We start from the raw sequence: 21,758 nt of genomic DNA on the forward strand, positions 1-21,758 counted from the left end.
GAGGAAACCTTTCGAAAATCCGCCGGCTTTATGCGCCGGATCGTTCGTCTTTGATTTCGACCGTGACCGGCTTACGCTCATGGTCCAACAGCTTCACGAACCAAAGACGCTGCTTCGCATCGTAGTCGGCTCCCGACACTGCGGGAACCGCGTATTCTCCAATATCGCTCTCTTCGAGTGCTCGGCGTATGGCTTCGGACCGCGTCAGCTCCGCGCCTTCCGGCTGTACTTCGTCTTCGATCTCGATCCGGGCCGCTTTGGCTTGTCCCGGGTCAGAAGTCATGACGGTCGAACCTTTTGCCATCCAGACGTTGACGTACATGCCGACCTTTACTTCGTCGGCTTCGGGCGCATCGGAATAATACGTCGCTTCGTAGTAAGCACCGTCTCCTCCGGTCGCGCTGTAGTCTTGCTTTTCGGGCGAGACGACCAGCACGCCTTGCTCTCCTACATCGACCACGTATCCGCCGCCGACCGGGAACATTTCCTCTCCAGCGTTTTGACCGGCCTGAGGGTCAGCGTCGGGGGCGGTTTGACTGCGGGGCTCGCCAAACGCGCAACCTGCTGCAAACAGCAATGTCAACGCAGCGATGCCGAGTCCCGAAATCCGCGAACCGCCGTTGCGCGTTACCGAATGTCTATCCATGGGATAAGCCTCCTGTTCATTACGCCGCTCGATCTTCGATCTTGATCCGTACAAGTTCCCGCTGCTCGTCCAACAGTTCGACCGTCCATGCATCTTCGTCCGGATGATATTCCGCAGCCCGCACGATGAAGAACGAATAATCGCTCGGTTCAAGCTGCTCGATCGCTTCGCGAACGACTTCCGCTTCCGAAAGGTTCGCACCGTGAAGAATGCCCCCGTTTTGCACCTCGACCTTTTCCGCGCCGGCTTGTCCGGGATACGAGTCTTCTACTTGGCCGCGGACTGCCCAAGCCTCTACTTTCATACCGACCTGAATTTCTTCCGGAGCTGCTCCGAACCAGGTCGCCTCGTAATAATCGCCGTCCCCCGTACCTGAACCGAGCTTCCGCCCTTCCGGAGAAACGACCAGAATATTCGAACCTTCCTTTTTCACGACGTAACCGATCGTGCCTGGATACGACGGAGTATCCGACGGCTGCGATTTTTCCGTTTTGTCTATTGCGCCGTCAGGCTCCGAATCATCTGGATTCGGATCGGGCGGGAGATTGCAGTCTGCGATCAGCGGCTCCGCAGTTTTTGCAGGTTCTTCGGCATTGGCGGCTCCTGTTTGCGTATCGACCGGCTTTTGTCCGCATCCGCTTAACACAAGGCCGACAACGAGTACCCACAAACATAGCGTTGCTGCTTTTCCTTTTCGCGTACCGTTTTTCGTCAACGTTTTGGCATCAGCAAATTTAGTGTTCGGCATTTTTGTCCCTCCTTCTTTCGGAAAATCCCGGCATCTTTTACACCCTTTTTCCTCCTAACGCTTCGGAAGAGTTGAAAGTTGCATGTCCGACGCGCACAAAAAAAGCCTTTCCGGCACCATTCAGATGCAGAAAAGACTCTTTGGTATCGTTAAACGGTCTTGGCCGCGGCCTAGAACACGCCCCGCAATCCCCGGCGGAGTCCCTCCAAATCCAGCCCGTCCGCCGCAAACGCGGCGCGGATCAGACTCTGCGGCGTAAACTCGTCGTACTTGCCGAGGTAAGGCGCTTCGAACTCGTCCAGCAAATTGAGCGGGTCTTCCATGCGCTCGCTTTCGGACAGGATCAGATGCTCCAGCTCGTTCGCGTCGGTGCGTCCGGCGACGACCATGTAATGCGGCTCCATCGGGACGATCGAGCGAAGCGACAGCTGCTGCGACAGATTGTTTTTGAGCAAACGTTCCAGCGTCCGGTATTCCCGGCTGCCGATCCACGGCATGACGAACATCGAATCGCCGCCCGCGGGCAGCACGAGGCGTTCGGTCAAGCCGGTCTCGCGAGACAGTCGGCGCGCGCGTTCGAGGCGGGCAACCGCGTTCGGGGCGAGATACGGGTACAGCGTGCTTTCCCGCAAAATATCCCGCATTTTGCGGACGACCCGCGTATGGATATCGCCGCCCGCGCCGAGCCAGAGCGTATCCGCTTTGCCTTTCGCGTTTTTCACGTAGACGGCTTTATGGCGGTTATCGACTTCTTCGACTTTCCACAAGCGTCCGGCGAGCGAAAAGCAATATCCCGCGGGCGGCACGGTCGTGATCGAACCGATCTCTTCCGAGCCGTCGTATACGGCATGCTCTTCCTCGTCCTGGAACACGGCGTAGAAACGGTAATGCCCGGACACCCGATCGCCCATCAGGCCGACGATCAGCATGCCGTCTTCGGTCTGCTCGATGTGGTCGGTCGCCAGCAGGTACTCCAGCAGCTCGCGGTATTGATCCGTCGTGAAGTTGGCAAAAGGCGGCAGCGTCAGCACGGCGCGAGCCAATTCGCCCGGATCGGCTTCGCCGAAGCTGCGCAGCACGCTCATCGTTTGGTGGTATAACAGCCCCAGCGGAAGCTTGCGCACGACCTGCGGCTCGATCCATTTTTCCTTCACGTACAGTTCGCAGACCGCGATCGCCCGCAGCAGCGTCCACGGCATGCGCGCCGGAAGCTGCGCTTCTTCGTCGTCTTCCTCGGCGCAGACGAACATCATCTCCGCGACCGCGCCTTCGCGGCGTCCCGAACGGCCGAGCCGCTGCACGAAGCTGGCGCAGGAATACGGCGCGCCGAGCTGCATCACCCGTTCGAGGCTGCCGAGGTCGATGCCGAGTTCAAGCGTCAACGTCGCCGCGGCGACCGCCGGACCGTAGCCTTCCCGCAGCGCCGCTTCGGCTTCTTCGCGCAGCATCGAAGAGATGCTGCCGTGATGTACGTGGAACACGTCCGGCTGCTCGCGGATTGCGGCGATTCGGCGCATTTCCAAAATGGTCGTCTCGGCGGTGGTGCGGCTGTTGGTGAAGACCAAAGCTTTTTTCAAATGCGTATGGTCGTAGATAAAGTTGTTGTACGCCTTCTTGGCGTTTTCCAACGCTTCGCTTTGCCGTTCGTCGCGGGCGTCGGGCATGGCGAAGTTCTCGATCGACAGCCGCAGCTTGCGACCGCCCGGAGGGGAAACCAGCTCGACCGGAATATGCGTGCCGCCGGCCAGCCAATTTTTGACGGAATCGTAGTCGCCGAGCGTCGCGGACAACCCGATCCGGCGCGGCGAGCAGCCTGCCATCCGGGACAGCCGTTCGAGTTGGCTCAGCACCTGCGAACCGCGATCCGCGCCCATAAACGCGTGCACCTCGTCGATGACGATAAAGCGCAGATCGCCGAACAGCGCCGGGATCGCGTTGGGACGGTTCATCAGCAAGCCTTCCAGCGACTCCGGCGTAATCTGAAGCACCCCGGACGGATTGCGCATGACCTTCGTTTTCTCGGACTGCGGAACGTCCCCGTGCCAGTGCCAGACCGGGATATGCGCGTCGCGCATCAGCCCTTCGAGCCGCTGGAACTGGTCGTTGATCAACGCTTTGAGCGGTCCGATGTACAGAATGCCGACCGAACGCGAAGGTTCTTGGTCAAGCAGCGTCAGCGCCGGGAAAAAGGCGGCTTCCGTCTTGCCCGAAGCCGTGCCGGACGCGATCAGCATATGATGGTTACTATCCAAAATGACGCGGCTCGCTTCCACCTGAACCTCTCGCAATTCTTCCCAGCCGCTGCGGTAAATATATTCTTGAATGAACGGGGCAAGCCGGTAAAACGGATGTTCCGCGCTCACAGGTCAAGCTCCGCCAGGATATCGTCGGGCTCGCCGTTATTCGAGTCCGAGCCGCGCGTAGACGCATCATTCGCATCTGTCCATTTCGACTTCGCAGTCTGCTTTTCCGACGGGTCGTCCGCATATCTAGGATCGGAAAAGTCGACATCGTCCGCGTGCGGAGCTTCATCGGGAATGCCATGGCTCTCAAGGTATGAAGCGTCATCTTCAGGCTGTCGCACGCCGGAACGATCGTCCCGATCGGAATAATACGTACCCGAACGAGCAGCGTCGGATGCAGTGCCGTAAGCCGGACGCGTATCCGCAGCGCCTCGGAAACCATAGCCTGCTGCTTCATACGAATTTCCGCTGTAAAAATCGGGCTCCGTTCTCAAACTCTCGACGTTCTCGCCGCTTTGAAAACCGCCTCCGCGCGGACGGAAAGGCGCGGGAGCGGCAGATTCGCTGATCCGGCCTCCGCGCAGCGAATCATCAGACGGACGTTGTTCGCGCAGCACCGATCCGCCGCCGTTCGGCTTTACCGGATTTGCAGCGGGCGCTGCGCTTTTGTTATCGCCGGGAGCGCTGCCCGGTGCGGACGCGCTTCGTTCTCTGCTTGGAGCTTCCGTGACCGGAATGCCGTCGACGGCCGAGCGGCCCAGACCGTCGAACGCTCCGCCGCCTTGCGACGCGCGCCCCATCATATCCGGCAGCAGCTCGTCGAAGCTGCGATCCGGGTACTGGTGCAGCGTGTTGAGCAGGTCCATGAAGTCGCGCACGACCTCTCGGGTAGTCAGCAGCGCATCGGCGCCCATCCGTCCCAGCTCGGACTCCATGAACCGGGTCAACTGCTGCTGGTCCAGGGTCGATTCATACCCGTAATGCGACGCGTGCAGACCGCGCAGTTTTTCCAGCAGGACAAGAATTTCCGCGTGCGACAACATCTCCAACCGCAGGATCGGGCCTGCGTAATGCAGCATGCCCGCGCCTTCGCCGAAGCGTCCCGCTACAAGCCGTGAACGCAGGGCGTCGTAACTGAACAGGCCTCTGCGCGTATCTTCCACGAACTGCGGCGTGCCGCCGAGGAAGATGCCCAGATGCTGCGCTTTGCCCTGCATGGTGTCGTTGAAGATCGTCAGCAGCTTTTCGTAATTGCTTTGCCGCGAGACGGTATTCGTAATTTTGTACAGATTGACGCCTTCGTCGATAAACAGCAGCAATCCTTTGTAGCCGATCTTCGACATGAACTCCGCCCACAGCTTCATGTAGTCGTACCAATTGTCGTCGTCGATAATGACGCCTACGCCGAGCGTTTTGCGCGCTTCGGTTTTGGTCGGGAATTCGCCCCGCAGCCAACGCAGCGCATTTTGCTTCAGCTCGTCGTCGGACATCTTGTAGCCGTTCCAATAAGCGGCAAGCACGCGCGCGAAATCGAAGCCGTGCACCATATGCTCCATATTGCCGGTCACTTCGAAAATGCGGCGCTCGACTTCGACCGGAAGTTTTTCGTCATCCGGCCGCAGTCCCAGCTCGGCCATCGCCTGCTGCTGCAAAGACGCGAACCATTTTTGCAGCACCGCTTCCAGCGCGCCGCCGTCGGGACGTGTGCGCGTGGACAGATGCGTCATCAGCTCGCGGTACGTGCCGAGTCCCTGTCCTTTCGTGCCGACCAACCGGCGTTCCGGCGACAGGTCCGCATCGGCCACGACAAAATCGCGGTCCATCGCGTAATTGCGCAAAATCTGGATCAAAAAGCTTTTCCCGCTGCCGTATCGGCCCGTGATCAGTTTGAACGCCGCGCCGCCTTCGGCCACGTTGCCCAATTCCCGCAGCACCGATTCGATCTCGAGCTTGCGTCCCACCGCTATATATTCAAGCCCGATCCGCGGAACCACGCCTGCGCTCAAGGAATTTACCAGCGCCGACGAGATCCGCTTGGGGATCTTCGTTTGATTCACGTTCAGTCACCTCCGAATGTTGCCCTGCCGAATTCCGCAGAAGCGGAACGTTCCGCCAACACTATACCATACTCTTTCCCTTTGTTCCGATTCAAAAACAAGCTTTCGCGAATTTTCGGAATTTCGTAGGATCATCGTTCATATAACCTTTCCAAGATCGGAACATACTCTTCCAGCACTTCGCCCGCCTCGATCAATAAATCCCCGATCGTCTCCATCGCGGCTTCGTTGATTCGGTCGATTACCGTCTCCGGCAGCTCGCCCGTCGCCCCGGCAATGCCCATCCGCTCGGCGTCGCTTGAATGCAGCAGCACAGCACGCAGCATCTGCCGATCTGTCGAAGCGAGGAGTGCGGCCAGCGACTTCCAATCGTCATCCAGACCGGCAGCGTCCCAGTCGCCTTCGCTTACGCTTGCAGATTCAGCAGGGTTTGTATCGGCTTCCAGATGTTTGAGGTCAGACGCTTGCGGTTCGGAAAACGGAACATCCGAGGCAGGCGTCCCTGCGTTCGAGTGATCCTGTCCATCTTCAGAAGGTCGAACCGGATCGCTCGCTTTTCCTTCGGTCTTCGAACCGTCAGCGACAGAATCGAACGAGATGGCTCCTGGCACAGCGTCAGCGGACCAGCCCTCTTCCGAGTCTTCCGGCAGCTCCATCGTTTCGAAGCCTTCATGCTCGTCGGTCTCGCTTCGCGCTTCCGTCTCCGCTATCGGCTTCGCCGCATCCCCCGCGCTCATCAATTCTCCGGTCAACATGCGCAGCACTTCATCCGAATCGCGGCGAAGCTTATCCAGCTCTTCGGGATTGAACTGCACTTCAGGACGCTTGGGCGGTTCGGGCAATACGCGTTCTTCCGGCGGAACGAACTCGCGCTCTACCGCCGCCGCGATCGTCTCGGAAATCTCGGGGTCCAGCTTGATCCCGCGCAAGCGTCCGCCGAATTTAAACCGGGCACGAAGCTCATTTTCCGTCTGCCGCGTTACCTGCGTCATAAAGTCGCGAAGCTGCGCGTGCAGACTCAGCTTCGGCGCGCGTACCAGGAACGTTCGCCCGTACGTTTCCGGATCGTAAACGGCGCTGCGGAACAAGTAGCGCTCCGTAATCCGTATATCGGCTGCGCGGAACAATCCCGTCAGCCGAATGCCGCGCGCGGCAATCAGATGTTCGTCGATGGCGCGAACCACGTGAGGCAAGACGCGAGGCAAAGCCTTTTTACCCGCATCCTTATAAAAGCGACTGGTCGTCATATCATAATCCGACAGCCTCGCAATCAATTCCCATGTCAGCTCCGCAGGGTTCTCCTCCAAACGGCGGGACAATTCGAGATCCAGCAATTCGCCTTTCAACTGTCCCGACGTCTGTTCCAAAGCGGTCGAATCCGGCAAATCGAGCGAATTCACTAACGCAAATTCCCGGACCCAATCGGCCATATAACCGTCCAAGCGACGGAAGCGGGCGCGGTAATTCTCCCATACCCGGATCATCGCGGAGAGTCCGTCCTGCGGATTGTCCCAGCCTACGCCGTTGATCAATTCGTAGACATAGATGAACAGATAGGACAGGTCAGTCTCGACCTTTTCGCCTCGGCGGAATTCGGTTCTCCAGTAGAAGTACCATTGCTCCTGCTCCGGCTTCATCGCGGCATAGGTCGGCCAGTAGCTCGAAAAAGAAACGAACGGCACTTCCGATTCGGTCCGGTCCGCATTCTCGCGCGCCCGACTGATAAACTCGCGCTCCGCCGATTGCTGCTGCACGGGACGGATCGGACGAGCTTCGCCGCCGTACGCAGGCTGACGACGCTTCGGCGGGATGAACGACGGGGTGCGTTCCGGTTCGGGGCGCGACGTCTGAATGTCTCGCGGGTCCGGATCGCGCTCCGTATTCGCGGCTTCAGATCGCCGATGCATAGTCCCGCTGCCTCCGGCAGCACGCGGCGGAATCGCCATCCCCCGACTCGGCGGCGTCTCCGGCCGAACCTTGGTCTCGTCCACGAACATCTCGGCCATGCCGCCTTCTTTTCGCCAAGAAGGCAGCTGAAAGGAAGGAATATCCCTTAGCGGCGGTCTGGCTCCCGCGGCAGGCTTGCCTTTATTCGGGTCGATCAATAAATAGCTGCGAGTCAGCGAATCGTACAGCTTCAGCAGACGTACCTGCACGGCGCGCACCCGGGCATCGTTCATCTGTCCTTCGTCCGAATAGATCGCCAGACGAACTCTTGCCTCGGCGGCATCGATCCGGCTGAACAGCCGCGTCTCGTCCGAACGCACGGATGCATCCGGTTCAAGCAGGAGCAGAATATCCGCGCGCAGCGGGGTTTCGAAATCGGTTCGCTGCAGCGACGATACCGGGACCAGAATCAATCCGGCCTGCTCCGAATCCTCTTCTTCGTTTGGAGACGATTCGAGGAAACGCACGGGCAGATCGGCTTTTGGCGGCGGATCGCTCTGTTCGTCTGCCCAGCGCTCAAGCTTGGACAGGATGTCCGATGCTTCCGGGGCTTCCGACGATCTTGGCGTTTCAAGCTCCACCTGCTCGGCCAATGCCGCCAATAGCTCGCGCCGCCCGACGACCAACAGCCGGCAATCCGGCGATGCAGACAGGGTCTCCGCGATCCAAGCCGCCAATTCTTGCAGCCTGTGTTCGGCACCGCCGTACAGCCCTCCGTTCATGCCCCAGCCTGTCAAATAACGCAGGTGAACCAAAGCGGGGCTTGCTTCTTCGCTCTCTACCGGCTTGGGACCTTCCAGTTCGATCGGCAGTTCTCCGGCTATCGGTTCGCCCGGCAATCCGATACGCTGCCTGTACGAAAAGCCTGCGGAAATCAGACCGGCAGATCCGCCGCCCGCGCCATGCTCGCGCAAACTGCGCGCGAACTCCGGCGCCTCCAGGTCGATCCAGCCGTCTTCCAACCTCAAATAACGACGTCCTTCGCTCCACGCGTCGGTCAATTCGGCAGCCGTAAACTTTTGCCCCCCGACGCTCAATACGGGCTCGGCCCGTACGATGCCTACTCCGCGATCCGGCACAGGTCCGCCGCGAAGACACCAATTCCAATCGGACGCGTCATAAAGACGATGCAGGTCGCGGAAACGAACCAGAGCGTTCCCCGCTACCATCGCTCCCCATTCGCGTTCGGCCAGACGGGCGAATTCCGCCAGTCCGTCGCCCCGCACGGTTCCGCCGGATTCGCTGCCGAACAGGCGGCGCATCTGCTCCCGGTCCATGGCAGGACGCATGAAGAAGGTTCCTCTCGTATCGGGCTCCGACGAGTCGGGCAAAACTTCCAAAAGAACCTGCGCCTCCGAAGGATCGGCTCGTCTGCCTTCTTGCCTATCCGTCTTCGCATCCGTCCAAGCGGCTTGCAGGACGTAGCCGTCCAGCCCCTGCAACCTCAACGCTTCATGGCCGCTTGCGACCTCGACTGCCGCATAATCTTCGCCGCAATCCGTGATTTCGATACGCCCGACCGGCTCCGGCGAATATTCGATTTCGCTATGCACGCGCAGCGTACGATCGCGCATGGCCGGAATCGCCTGCACCAGCAGTTCTTCCCACTCGTCCGTTCCGATCCGACGCCCGATCCAATCCAAATCGTCTTCTTCGAAACCCGGAAGGTCGATCAGCTCATACCCGTTGTCCCCGAAGCGTCCGAACCAACCCGATTCCAGGTAAGTCGCGCCTTCCGGCAGACGTCCGATCAAGGAAGAACGTTCATGATCAAGGAAAAAGGTTACGCCGTAATCGCCGTCCGGGTCTGCCATCATCGCGAGTTCGACCTCGTCGCCCAGATGCAGATGAAGCCCCGGCGCGTCGCCTCGCCCGATCGCCTTCAGCAGCGTATCGCGAACGACAAGCAGCCGGGAAGCGCGGATCTGCGTCTCTTCCCGGTTCAGCCGATACTCCGGCAGCATATAGCGCGGCAGCGGCGTAAGCGCATCGCGAAGCAGAACGGGACCTTCCCCGTCCGTCGCGCTCAGCCAGAACTTGCCCCCGCCGTCCGCGCTCAAATATAAATGATAGGAATAAGCTGCGGTTCTTGCGAAAAAGTCGCTCATTTTACTCCCCTAACGCTCCGATCCGACGTCTCGCCCCGGGACGTGTCTTCAAACCTGCTTCCATCGAGGTTTGAAGACGCGCCCGAGATTGCCGGAACCGGAGCTTGCCTGAATTTTCGATTCGTTCATTATACCACCGTTTATCCGCGGATAAATGCTTTTCGACAAGAAAAGGGGAACCTGTTTTCGCTTTTCGCCAAAAAAGCCGCCTTCCGTTAGGCAACGGAGGACGGCTGAATCGATCACGGATATGGCTTGATCGAAGACTAAAATTTAAATTGCCGGATCATCCGGTTGAGTCGGTCGGCGCTGTCGTTCGTTTTTCGGGCTTCTTCGGCGATTCGGTTCGCTTGGCTTACGGCGGCGGCCGTTTTATCGGCGATTTCTTCCGTGCCTTGCGCCGATTCGTTGTTGGAGCCGGAGATTTCGTTGATCGCTTGCGTCAAGTTCTGAACCGAAGCGCTCAGCTGCTCGCTGGTGGAGCTGAATTCGGCGACCATGCGGTCGATATACGTCGCGTCGTTCAGATAAGACTCGCTCGTTTTGTTCATCATCGCGTAATCTTCGGCGATATTGCCCGTCAGCAGACCGATTAGGCGCTGCGTGAACTGCTGCAGGTTGCCGACGGACTCCGTAACGCCGACGGTGATATTTTGGATCTGTCCGACCGTGTTTTTGGAAGCGTCGGCCAGTTTGCGGATTTCGTCCGCGACGACCGCGAATCCTTTGCCCGCTTCGCCCGCTCTCGCGGCTTCGATCGACGCATTGAGCGCAAGCAGGTTCGTCTGCTGGGTGATTTGCAGAATCGCTTCGCTGAGCGCTTTGATTTCGTCGACGGATTTGGATTTCTCGAGCGCTTCGTCAAGACCGCTTTTGACTTCCGCATACACGACCGACGTATCGGCGATCGACCGTTCCAACGCGATTTTGAGGTCGCCGGCCCGTCGGCTGATAACCGCCGCTTCGCCAGCCCCTTCCTGCGCGCCTTTGGCGATCGATTCGATCGCTTTTTCGAATTCGTCCGCGGACGCGTTGATCTGCTGCGCCGAAGCCGCCGTTTCTTCCATGCCCGCCGACATGTTTTGCGTCGTCGCCGACACGTCCTGCAATTCCCGGTCCATATCGGTGAACAGGACGTTCGCCGCTCCCGCCGCTTCTTTGAGGTACACGGCTTCCTGGTTGACGGAACTGATGATTTGCTTGGTATTATCGTGCATTTTGTTCATCGAGCGGATCAACACGCCTGTCTCGTCCTTGTTGTTCTCGTAATTGCGCGGCAGTTCCCGGGAAAAGTCGCCTTGAGCCATGAGTTCCAGTTGTTCGGAAGCCGCGCGGATCGGACGCACGATGCCCCGTACCGCGAAGAACAGAACGGTCAAAGCGATCAACAGCGCGACGATCGCGATGACGGCCATCGTCGACAGCATGCCGTACAATTCGTTCATGTAAAAGCTGACCGGCAAAAAAGTCACGACGTTCATGTTCAATACGTCGTTTTTGATAAAGGAAGCCAGATACTTCGTGCCGTCGATCGTGACGTAGCCCGTGCCTTTTTCGGCGGTCGAAAGCTGCTGCATCCCTTGTTCGTTGCCCAGTTCGTTAAAATCGGTTTTAAGGATTTGATCGGCGTTTTGCGACGCGATGACCAATCCTTCATCGTCGGTGACGACGGTCGTGATGACCTGGTCGTCCTGCTTGTTCGTGATTCCTCGGAGCAAAACGTCGATATCGATCGGAAGGCCGAAAACGCTCAGCACTTGACCTTCGGCGTTTTTGACGGGCGAAGCGATCGCGATGACGGGACGTCCCGTTACCGGCGACGTTTGCAAATCGCCCACGACCGGACCGCCGCTGTCGAGTACCGGTTTATACCACGGAGAAGTCGACAGCATGTCGGTTCCCTGGGAAGCGCCGGACAAACCGTCCAGATACAGAATGTCTTCATATGTGAAAAAGATGTTTTCGTACAGCCCGTTCGAATTCGCCAACTTTCGGTTCAGGCTGTTTTGAATACGATCGAAACCCGCCCGGTCGGTCACGCCCGTCGCGTTCAATTCTTCGAAGTAGTCGACATTGAACAACTCTTCCGAAATCGAATTCGCCATATTCTGCTGCGAAGCGATGATCCGTTCAAGCTCGGTCGCTTTTTCGTTCGCTACCCGCGTCAACGAGTCCGAGTTCAGTTTTTCATAGGAACGGGACGTCATGTAGCCGATGGCGGCAACGGAAACGATCATGGATAACGCGATCCCCAAGGCCGTAATGGACATAATGCGCGAAAACAAACTTTTATTCAAGCTTCGAAAAGATTTCATTGTTGAAAAAGGCTCCTCTATCGTATAATTTGATGCAATTTGATTACTAGGAATTAGAGAGTACGCGATCTAGTTCTATCCGACTATTAACCTCTTTTTGCTTGATTGATTCACCTTTTAGCCGGATAAAGAAAAGATTTGAATTTTTATTTTTCAAAAAGGTCGGTCGATCGCTAAAACCGTTGGTACGAAAAGCTTTTGGACTTACATGCAAAATAAAAAGATCCATTTCTTAAAAAGAAAAGAAATGGATCTAAAGACCTATTAATCTATTCAATTAACAATGAAGATTTCGGTCAGAATTTAAATCGGCGCATAATCGCGTTCAAGCGGTCCGCGCTATCATTCGTTTTTTGCGCTTCTCCGGCGATTCCGTTCGCTTTGTCCACGACCGAAGCCGTTTTGTCCGCGATTTCTTCCGTGCCTTCCGCCGCCTCGTTGTTGGAGCCGGAGATTTCCTGGATCGCCTGCGCCAGGTTCTGCACGGACGCGCTCAACTGCTCGCTGGTCGAACTGAATTCGGACACCATGCGGTCCATGTAATTCGCATCGTTCAAATAAGCTTCGCCGGTTCGGTTCATCATGGCGTAATCTTCCATCACTTTGCCGGTCAACAGTTCGACAAGCCGCTGCGTAAATTGCTGAAGATTTCCTACCGATTCCGTGACGTTGCCGGTAATCGTCTGTATTTGTCCGACCGTGTTTTTGGAAGCGTCGGCCAGTTTGCGGATTTCGTCCGCGACGACCGCGAACCCTTTTCCCGCTTCGCCCGCTCTGGCGGCTTCGATCGACGCATTGAGCGCAAGCAGGTTCGTCTGCTGGGTGATTTGCAGGATCGCTTCGCTGAGCGCTTTGATTTCATCAACCGATTTGGACTTTTCGAGCGCTTCGTCCAAGCCGGATTTCACTTCGTCGTAAGCGTCAGTCGTTTCCGTGATCGATCGTTCCAACGCGCTTTTCAAGTCTTCCGCACGCTTGCTGATGACGGCCGCTTCTTGCGCGCCTTCGTGGGCTCCCGCCGCGATCGAGCCGATCGCTTTTTCGAATTCGTTCGTGGACGCGTTGATCTGCTGCGCCGAAGCCGCCGTTTCTTCCATGCCCGCCGACATATTTTGCGTCGTCGCCGATACGTCCTGCAATTCCCGATCGATCTCGGCAAACATGGCGCTCGCGGCGGCAGCCGATTCTTTGAGGTAAGCCGACTCTTGATTGACCGACCGGATGATTTGCTTGGTGTGTTCCTGCATGTTGTTCATCGAACGGATCAACATGCCCGTTTCGTCCGATTTTTTTCCGTAGCTTTCCGGCAGTTCCCGGGAAAAGTCGCCCTCCGCCATCGCTTCCAATTGACCGGACGCCGCGCGGATCGGACGCACGATGTTTCGCACGACCAGGAACAATACGGTCAACGCGGCCAACAGGGCAGCGACGGTTATCGCGGCCATGGTCGTCAAAATGCCGTACAATTCGTTCATGTAACTGCTGACCGGCAAAAAGGTGACGACATTCAGCTTCAATACGTCGTTTTTGGTGAACGAAGCCAAATAGCGCACGTCGTCGATCGTCACGTAGCCGTTCCCGTTTTGAGCCGTCGCGATCTGCTGCAGCCCTTTTTCGTTTTGAAGCCGGGTAAAATCGGTTTTGAGCACCTGATCGGCGTCCATCGAAGCGATAACCATTCCTTTTTCGTCCGTGACGACGGTAGAGATCACCTGATCGTCTTCTTTTTCGGTCACGCCGCTCAGCAGTGCGTTGATATCGATCGGAAGCGCGAACACGCTCAATATTTTACCGCTCGCAGGATCTTTGACAGGCGCGGCGATCGCGATCGCGGGACGCCCGGATACCGGGGAAGTCTGCAAATCTCCGATAACCGGATTGCCGCTGTCGAGCACCGGTTTGTACCACGGAGAAGTCGAAAACATGTCCGCGCCTACGGAAACGCCCGATAAACCGTCCACGTACACCTTGTCGTCATGCGTGAAAAAGATATTCTCGTACAGCCCGCCGGCATCGTCCAGCTTTTGTTTGAGGCTGTTTTGGATACGTTCATAATCCGACGCGTCAGCCGTGCCCGTTCGGTCAAGCTGCCGGAAAAAATCGACGTTAAAGATTTCTTTCGCGATCGAATCGGCGACGTTTTGCTGCGTCTCGATCGTTCGTTGAAGCTCGGTCGCTTTTTCGTCGGCCACGCGCGTCAACATATCTGTATTCAGCGATTCGTAAGATCCGATCGTCATGTAACCGATGGCGGTCACCGAAGCAAGCATGGACAACACGATGCATAAAGCGGTAATAGACATGATCCGTACGAATAAGCTTTGGTTCAATCCGCGAAAATTTTTCATCAAAAGGCTCCTTTGCGACGTTTACGCAAACCGTGAATACGTCGATAAGCTTGTGTAGACGTCATGATGTGGAATTCGACATTCGTCGGTTCATCGGAAAAGAATGGGCTTGACCCTAAACCTCTGTATATGTTTCGACATTAAGAACCGAAATTTGTATAGAAGGACTCCAATTTTATTCGTTTTCTATTTGATTTTTCGACATTTAATTGTTCGACATGCAAAAAAGCCATTTTCCGCGGATCGATGCGGAAAACGGCTTCTTTTCATGCAATTCTATGGTCGAGCAAAATTAGAGCTTCCGGGCGTTATGGATCGATTGGATTCTTTTATTTCCGCTCCGAAAACAACCCTCATTTACTTCCCAACGTCACTTTCAACATGTCTCCGGCTGCTCCGCCGAACACGATCTTGCCGCCTTCCGGCAGGACCGCCGTGTTCGAACCCATCGCGACCGACAGGCCGACAGGCGCGCCGTTGGCATCATAGACCGCGAAGCCCGCGCCTTCCGGCAGTTCTGCCGTCAACGTTTTGCCTGCCAGGCTCGCCGGAATATCGAACCAGCGCACGCTGCCCGAAGCGGGAATCGTCACGACGGAAGCATGCCCGGCGTAGATCGGCTGAATCGCGTCTTCGCTCACGTAAGTGCGGCCGTCGGCTTGCAGATATTCGATGCCGCCTTGGCGGGAGAAGTCCAGATCGAACGTGTCGCGTCCGTTCATGACCGGGATCTCGGCGACGTTGACCGCATGATCGGCATCAACGATTTTCGTACCGTTGGCGTAGCCGCCGCTCGCATCAAGCTTGATCGTTTTCGTCAGCACGGAAGGCGCGATGTAGAAGAGCGAGTTGATCTTCTCGTCCAGCGCGTAGTAAGCCTTGCCTTCGCGCTGTTTCCAGGCTTCCGCCGCCGAAGCTTCTACCGGATTCGCGTCCAGCTTCTGCACTTCGTAAAAGGCCATCCGCGAGGTTCCGATCGACGGAAGCTCGATATCGCTGCTGATGCGCATATACGTATGGCCGTTCGTCTGCTCGTCGAATCCCAAGACGGTGCGGCCGTCTTCGCTCGTGAACTCTCCGTCTCCGGTATACACGTAAGCCTGGGCCGGAATCATGTCGCTCATTAGAGCGGGCATTTTGATTTCCCCGTTCTCGATCTTGACGGTGCGCGTCTCGCCTACGGTTCCGTATAAGCCGCTGTATTTGTCCATGCTTGCCGGCATCGTTTGCTTGACCGGTTTTTGGAACGTCTGTTCAGGCAAAATGTTCGTGATTTTCCCGGTCTGCTTCAGATACTCCAACAGGATGTCGGTTCCCGCCGTCGTGTTGAACACGGACGATCCGCCGGACGTGACGAACGCGATCGAAATATCGTGGTCGGGCAAAGTAATCAGCGCGGAATGGTACATGATCGTGTCTCCGCCTTTGGTTGCCGCGCGGATGTTGTAATCGCCGAACGGTTCGAGATCGACGGAATCCCAGCCCAGTCCGTAGCCGAACGCGTTTTTCGTATCCGGTACCCAGACGCCGTTACGGTACTCCGGCTGAAGCATGGCTTCCGCGGACGCTGCGGACAGCAGTTCGGGATGCTTGCCGCTCAGGACTTCGGAGAACAGCGTCATTTCTTCCGCAGTCGAGTAGACGCCGCCCGTACCGAGGATATTCGCGTTTTCCGGCAGCAGCGCGTTCGGAATGCCCGGCAGGCGGATCGGTTCGAGCTGGCTGCGGTCGAAGGTATCCAGCGGCGTTTTCGTGGAGGTCAGGCCGAGCGGTTCGCTGACGTTCTTTTGCAAATACTCGCTGTAGCCCATTCCGCTCACGCGTTCCACCAGCAGCTCCAGCAGTTGGAAGCCGTCGTTGGCGTATACGGAATATTCGCCCGGATCGGATTTGAGGCGCTGCTTGCCCAGGTTGCTCAGCAGTTGGTCGTAGTTCTGCGTGTCGTTGTCTCCGAGCAGCATGCTGTTTTTGTAATGGGAACCGTACAAGCCGGCTGAGTGGTTCATCAGCATGCGCGGGGTGATCTGCTTGTAGCGTTCGTCGGCCATTTTGAAATCGGGAATGTACGTCGTCAGCGGTTTGTCCATATCGATTTTGCCGTCGTCGACAAGCATCATCGTCGCGGCGGTCACGTACATTTTGCTGACCGAGCCGATGCCGAACATGCTGCCCGCGTCGATGTTTTGCTTATTGCCGCTATCGTCCAGCGTCGTGCCGCCGGACAGCACCACTTTGCCGCCGTCGCGAATCGCGTACTGCGCGCCGGTCACGCCGTAGTTCGCCATCAGCGCCTCGACCATTTCTTTCGCCTTAGCTTGCGCGGCGTTTTTTTGCTCGACTGTCTGCGTCAGGGTTGTCTGTCCGGTCTCCGTCTGACCCGACGCCTGTGCGCCTTCGGTTACCGGAAGTGCCAGGAGCAGCGCGAGAAGCGCGGCCGTACTTGTTTTTTTCCAAACGTTTATCGGTTGTGTCATGTTTATTCATCCTCTCGAAAAAGTGTTGGGTACCGTTTATCCATGCACAAAGCATACCGCACAAGCCTAAGCCGAACGGAAAAATGCCCCGAAACGCAAAAAAAGATCCCCGAACGGCAGGTTCGGAGACCTTTTTCATTGGGGAAACGGAAGCATGACCATATTATCGAACGTCAGGTTTTCCGTCGCGATGGTCATATGGCCGCCGTACTTTTCGCAAATCCGCTCGATATTCGTCAATCCGAAACCGTGCTCGTCGGGATTCGTTTTGCGGCTGCGCAGATCCGTCACCTCGCGCTCCGTCCGGTTGCGCACTCGGATGAACATCGCGGCTTCGCTGGAACGAATCTCGACCCGGATCAGCCGATCCTCCGCCTGCCGGACGATTTTCGACGCTTCGACCGCATTGTCCAACATATTCCCGAGCACGACGCATAGATCGTAACGCTCGATCGCAAGCTCCGGTTCGCGCAAACGCAGTTCCGTATCGATTCGAATGCCGTTCGCGCGTCCGACGTTGAGCGCATTGGTCACCAGCGCATCGACGACCAGATTGCCCGAATTCACCCGGAGGTACGCGTTGTCGATGCCTTTGAGCGTCGTGCGGATATGCTCGATCGCTTCTTCGCTTCGGCCGCGCTCGATATATTCCGCCACGACGAGCATATGCTTGTTCGTATCGTGGATGATGCGCTTGATCTCTTTGAAGCTGTGCACCGTTTTCTCGTAATTGGCGTCCTGGTAATCCATCTGATTTTGCAAACGGTCGTTCTGAAGCGTCAACTGGAAACGGGCGATCACGGTATCCATCATGTAGACGACCAGCACGTTCAGCACGATAAAACCGAAGATGGATAAGAAGTAATGGATGTTCTTCTCGCTGTATAAAGTAAACACGTTCACCAGATAAATGCTGATGATCGGTACCGAGAGGAACAGCAGCGAATAGCGCGACTCCAACGGAAAACGACGCTTTTTGACCACGAGGCGGATCACCTGAATCACCGCGAACATCATCGTGCACCCCAGCAGCATGGTCATCGCGAGCGACAAATCGTCGGGAATCTCGTCCGAAGGCATCCTCAAGCTGAACGGCTCGAGCGAAGGATGGATCAGATAGATGAGAATCAGGTTGATCAGCGTCAGCAAAACCGCGTACAAGATGGCGAACATCAGCTTGAGCTTTTGCGAGACCCCATACCCCTGCGCGAACAGGAAAATGATCGATACGGCAAAAAAGGAAGACAGCAAATCCGGCAGCGCAATCGTCAAATAAACGAAGATCAACGGCAGAAAAGCGGCGATCCAGTATCTTTTGCTGCGTTTGCTTTTCTCTTTTCCGAACACCGAATTGAAATAAAAGTTCACCTGAACCGCCATGACCAGCGAAGTCCCGATGTTCAATGCGTACAAAGGCACCATGTCTTCCATCATTCCATCCTCAGCACCATGAAGCGCGTGCAGGCATCCTTGACTTCTTTGATCTTCGAACGTCCGATCGGCAGTTCGATTCCGTTCGACATGACGACGCGGCTGCCGGAAAATTTGTGGACATGCGACAGATTGACCAGTACCGAACGATGAATTTGCAGGAAACGGCCTTCTTTCAACGCATCGGCATAACTCGAGATCAATCCTCGCCCGTCGTGTACGCCGCGCGTCGTCGTGATCTTCAGTCTATTTTTCACGGTAAGGCTGTTAGCCGCTTCGATCGCGATAATCTCGTCATGACGCAGCACCAGATCGCCTTCCGCGGATTTGACGATCAGGATTTCCTGCTCTTTTTCTTCGAAGTATCGGCATAGCCTTAGCATTTTCTCTTCAAAAACGATAGGGTCTACAGGCTTGAGCAGATACTGGAACGTCATGACGTCGAAGCTCTCCAGCATATACTCGGCGTAACTGGTCAGGAAAATGATTTGTTCGCTCAACCGCTTCTTCTCTCTTAATTGACGTGCCGTCTCGATTCCGGTCAGTCCGTTCATTTCGATATCAAGCACCCAAATATGAAAAGGTTCGCCTCCGTTCTCGTAGTGCGATAGCAGGGCTTCGCCGTCTTCGAATTCTTCCGGTTCAAAATCGATGCCGGTCTTGACCGACAAGTCGAGCAGCATGCGCCGAACGTCTGCCCGGCGCGGCTGCTCGTCGTCGCAAATGGCAATGCGGTACATAGTGGGCGTCCCTCCGTGATTTTTTCCTCTATTATATAGGTTACGGAAGGGATCGCCTATGTTGTCGTCCGTTCGTCGCTCAAAGTTCGGTTCGGATGTTCCATTCCGGATAAATTTCGCGGACGCTGCGCAGCACTTGTTCGGCTTCTTCATCATTAGCGGCAGAGCCGATAATCAACAGTTCGCGCGGTTCTTTTTCTCCCATCCATACTTCTGTCGTCGAAGATAACAAAATCTGCTCGAAATCGTCATCGAAAAAAATCATCGCCGACTTCACGTATTCGAACGGATCACTGCTTGAATAGCGTGTTTCGTAGTCGTAAATCACACCGCCCGTATTAAGATCGTCTTTTCGTTCGCTTAATACGGGACCTGTCATGGAATGGCGGCCGTCCGTCGTCCAGTTAAAGCCGTCGACCGTAATTTGCGTATCGAATTCCGGTTTGCGGAAAAGTTTACGGGATATTTTGCCCTGAACATGGATTACGGTCGGCTTGTTCGTGTACGTGGTCATGGATTCTTCGGAATCCTCCGGTGGATCATACGGATAAGGGGTATCGGCAATCGACACGATCGCCGGAATCTCTTTATTGATCGTTTTCGAAAACGGAAATTCCCATAGAAAAATCGCCAAGAAAAAAAGAACCATCAGTCCGATCGCGTAAGGTGTTTTGATCGCGTTTCCTCCTTCGTCTTGCAAATTCTTATCTTGATTAAACGCTTCGTCTATTCTTTTCGTTATGCCGTTCGACGAAAAGAACCCTTCGCTGCGGGGCGAAGGGGTTCATGAAGACGCTGATTGTTTTCGAATGCAATCGCCGTAAACGTTTAATAGACTTTCTGCACCGTATACTTGCTCGCTTCTTTGGAGAACGGGATACTTTTTCCGGCTTGCTTGTAAGCGGCGTCGACCGTCGCGTCCACGATCACCCACTTTCCGTTCAGATAAATCTCGTTCCAGGCATGGTATTCGGTGACGTAAGTCGTGCTGCCCATCACCAATTTGGTCGGAATCCCGACGCTTCTCAGCATGACCGCCATCAAAGACGCGTAATCGTAACACATGCCTTTTCCCGAAGTCAGCGTATCGTCTGCATTGGGCAGATAGGCGATTCCGATTTCTTTATCCGCGTACTCGATATGGGTCGTCACATACTCGCGAATCGCCTGCGCCTTGTCTTTATCTGTCTTTTTGGCCGCCGTGAGCTTTGCAGCGAGTGCGGTCGCCTTTTTGGCTTTTTTCCAATCGACGTTCTGTACCGAGCCCAGAAAGACTTGATCGGCTTCGGAATCCGGAAGGTCTATCGAGGTCGTGCCCAGTTTTCGGTAAGCGGTGCCGCTTATGTTTTCCACCAACGTAATATCGTACGTACCGCCGCCGGATTGCAAAGGAAAGGTCTCGGATCTAAGCGCTGGATCGAGATCGTACGTATAGACCGTATTGCTTTTGACGATCATCAGCTTATGCCGCTTTTTCGAAGAACGAATATCGTAACCGATCGTCACGGTTCCCGCTTGCAAGGAAGAAATTTGAATAGGTAAAGCTTCCGTCGAAGCGTTTGCGGTCATTGCAACGGAAGTCGAACTCCAGCCTACCATCAAACTAGAAGCTAAAGCCGTTTTCAGCATCCGCTTGTACATGACATAAACTCCTTTCGATAGCTGGCTGCCACCCTTTCGGGAAAGGCCCTTTAGCTTTGCGTCCCTGTTTTTCAATCAGGTTTGCCTTTATCGGATGTAGAGATCATGCGAGACGAAGTGTTGTTCTTACTATTTATAAAACAGAAAATCGCAGTCGTATTTCTATTTTATAGATATTTTTTAAAAAATACCAAAAATAAAAACCCTATCCAAAAGATAGGGCTTGATTTTTCGCTTAGTATACTTTTTGTACGCTGTACTTGCTTGCGTCTTTAGCGAACGCGATGGTTTTGCCTGCGTTTTTGTAAGCTGCGTCAACCGTAGTATCCACAACCACCCATTTGCCGTCCAGGTAGATTTCGTTCCAAGCATGGTACTCTTTGACGTAAGTCGTGCTGCCCATCACCAATTTGGTCGGGATGCCGGAGCTTCTCAGCATAACGCCCATCAGGGAAGCATAATCGTAGCAAATGCCGGTTTTGGAGATCAGCGTAGCGTCTGCCGAAGGCATATACACGTTGCCGACCGTTGCTGCCAACTTTGTATCGTATTTAACGGTCGATACGACGTAGTCGTAGATCGCTTGTGCTTTTTCTTTGTCGGTTTTTTTGCCTGCTGTCAGTTTCGCTGCCAATGCTGTCGCTTTTTTAGCGTCTTTCCAGTTCACGTTTTGTACAGAGCCCAAGAACACGCTAGATTGGCTATCGGAGCTGAGTTCGACCGAAGACGAGCCGATTTTTTTGTAGCTTGTACCGCTTGTGTTTTCGAGCAGTGTCACTTCATATGAACCGGCGCCGGATTGCAGCGGGAAGCTTTCGCTTTTTTTCGCCGTGTTCAGGTCGTATGTGTATACCGTGCTTGCTTTGGCGATCATGACTTTAACTCGTTTGGAAGTGTTCGCGCTGTAGCTGACACCGATCGTTCCTTGACCCAGGGTCGAAGTGTCCAGCCAAGAAGAATCTATGGAAGAGGCGGAAGCCGGTGCAGCTACCGTAGGCAGTAAGCCGGCAGTCAAGCTAAATGCGAGTGTAAGTTTCAGGATCCATTTGCGCATGGATAA

General features: G+C 55.6%; 12 protein-coding genes, 1 pseudogene and 1 riboswitch. All 13 genes and pseudogenes read right to left on the reverse strand.

Annotation, left to right across the window (positions count from 1 at the left end):
* Positions 1-28: 28 nt before the first annotated feature.
* Entirely contained in the window at positions 29-646 is a 618-nt protein-coding gene (locus tag HRQ63_RS16190) for a DUF3221 domain-containing protein (RefSeq protein WP_172245618.1), read from the reverse strand.
* A 19-nt stretch (positions 647-665) separates the two neighbouring features.
* A complete protein-coding gene (locus HRQ63_RS16195; protein WP_172245620.1) occupies positions 666-1,394 on the reverse strand; it encodes a DUF3221 domain-containing protein in 729 nt (242 codons plus the stop codon).
* A 170-nt stretch (positions 1,395-1,564) separates the two neighbouring features.
* The gene (locus HRQ63_RS16200; protein ID WP_172245622.1) at positions 1,565-3,757 is read right to left on the reverse strand and encodes a DEAD/DEAH box helicase; all 2,193 of its coding nucleotides are present in this window, start codon (positions 3,755-3,757) and stop codon (positions 1,565-1,567) included.
* 659 nt (positions 3,758-4,416) lie between these two features.
* Positions 4,417-5,694 (reverse strand): annotated as a pseudogene (locus HRQ63_RS25975) (ATP-binding protein); the annotation flags it as partial.
* Positions 5,695-5,825: 131 nt separating this feature from the next.
* Positions 5,826-9,749: a TerB N-terminal domain-containing protein gene (locus tag HRQ63_RS16210; RefSeq protein WP_172245626.1), complete on the reverse strand. Its 3,924-nt coding sequence runs from the start codon at positions 9,747-9,749 to the stop codon at positions 5,826-5,828.
* A 266-nt stretch (positions 9,750-10,015) separates the two neighbouring features.
* Complete coding sequence (locus tag HRQ63_RS16215; protein ID WP_229714230.1) at positions 10,016-12,064, reverse strand: methyl-accepting chemotaxis protein; 2,049 nt, start codon at positions 12,062-12,064, stop codon at positions 10,016-10,018.
* Positions 12,065-12,360: 296 nt separating this feature from the next.
* On the reverse strand, positions 12,361-14,412 hold the full coding sequence (locus tag HRQ63_RS16220) for a methyl-accepting chemotaxis protein (protein ID WP_229714231.1): 2,052 nt from the start codon (positions 14,410-14,412) through the stop codon (positions 12,361-12,363).
* A 353-nt stretch (positions 14,413-14,765) separates the two neighbouring features.
* A complete protein-coding gene (locus tag HRQ63_RS16225) occupies positions 14,766-16,886 on the reverse strand; it encodes a serine hydrolase domain-containing protein (protein ID WP_172245628.1) in 2,121 nt (706 codons plus the stop codon).
* 135 nt (positions 16,887-17,021) lie between these two features.
* Positions 17,022-18,320 carry an ATP-binding protein gene (locus tag HRQ63_RS16230; RefSeq protein ID WP_371873226.1) on the reverse strand — a complete coding sequence of 433 codons (1,299 nt, stop codon included), beginning with the start codon at positions 18,318-18,320 and terminating at the stop codon, positions 17,022-17,024.
* Entirely contained in the window at positions 18,317-19,057 is a 741-nt protein-coding gene (locus HRQ63_RS16235) for a LytR/AlgR family response regulator transcription factor (RefSeq protein WP_172245630.1), read from the reverse strand. The genes HRQ63_RS16230 and HRQ63_RS16235 overlap by 4 nt, the downstream gene beginning before the upstream one ends.
* 79 nt (positions 19,058-19,136) lie before the next feature.
* Positions 19,137-19,757 carry a hypothetical protein gene (locus tag HRQ63_RS16240; protein WP_172245632.1) on the reverse strand — a complete coding sequence of 207 codons (621 nt, stop codon included), beginning with the start codon at positions 19,755-19,757 and terminating at the stop codon, positions 19,137-19,139.
* 128 nt (positions 19,758-19,885) lie between these two features.
* Positions 19,886-20,698: a transglutaminase-like domain-containing protein gene (locus HRQ63_RS16245; protein WP_172245634.1), complete on the reverse strand. Its 813-nt coding sequence runs from the start codon at positions 20,696-20,698 to the stop codon at positions 19,886-19,888.
* Between the two features lie 13 nt (positions 20,699-20,711).
* A riboswitch (cyclic di-GMP riboswitch) is annotated at positions 20,712-20,794 on the reverse strand.
* A gap of 139 nt (positions 20,795-20,933) precedes the next feature.
* Entirely contained in the window at positions 20,934-21,752 is an 819-nt protein-coding gene (locus HRQ63_RS16250; RefSeq protein ID WP_172245636.1) for a transglutaminase-like domain-containing protein, read from the reverse strand.
* Positions 21,753-21,758 lie beyond the last annotated feature (6 nt).

This window comes from Saccharibacillus endophyticus (assembly GCF_013185185.1).
Classification (GTDB): Bacteria; Bacillota; Bacilli; order Paenibacillales; family Paenibacillaceae; genus Saccharibacillus; species Saccharibacillus endophyticus.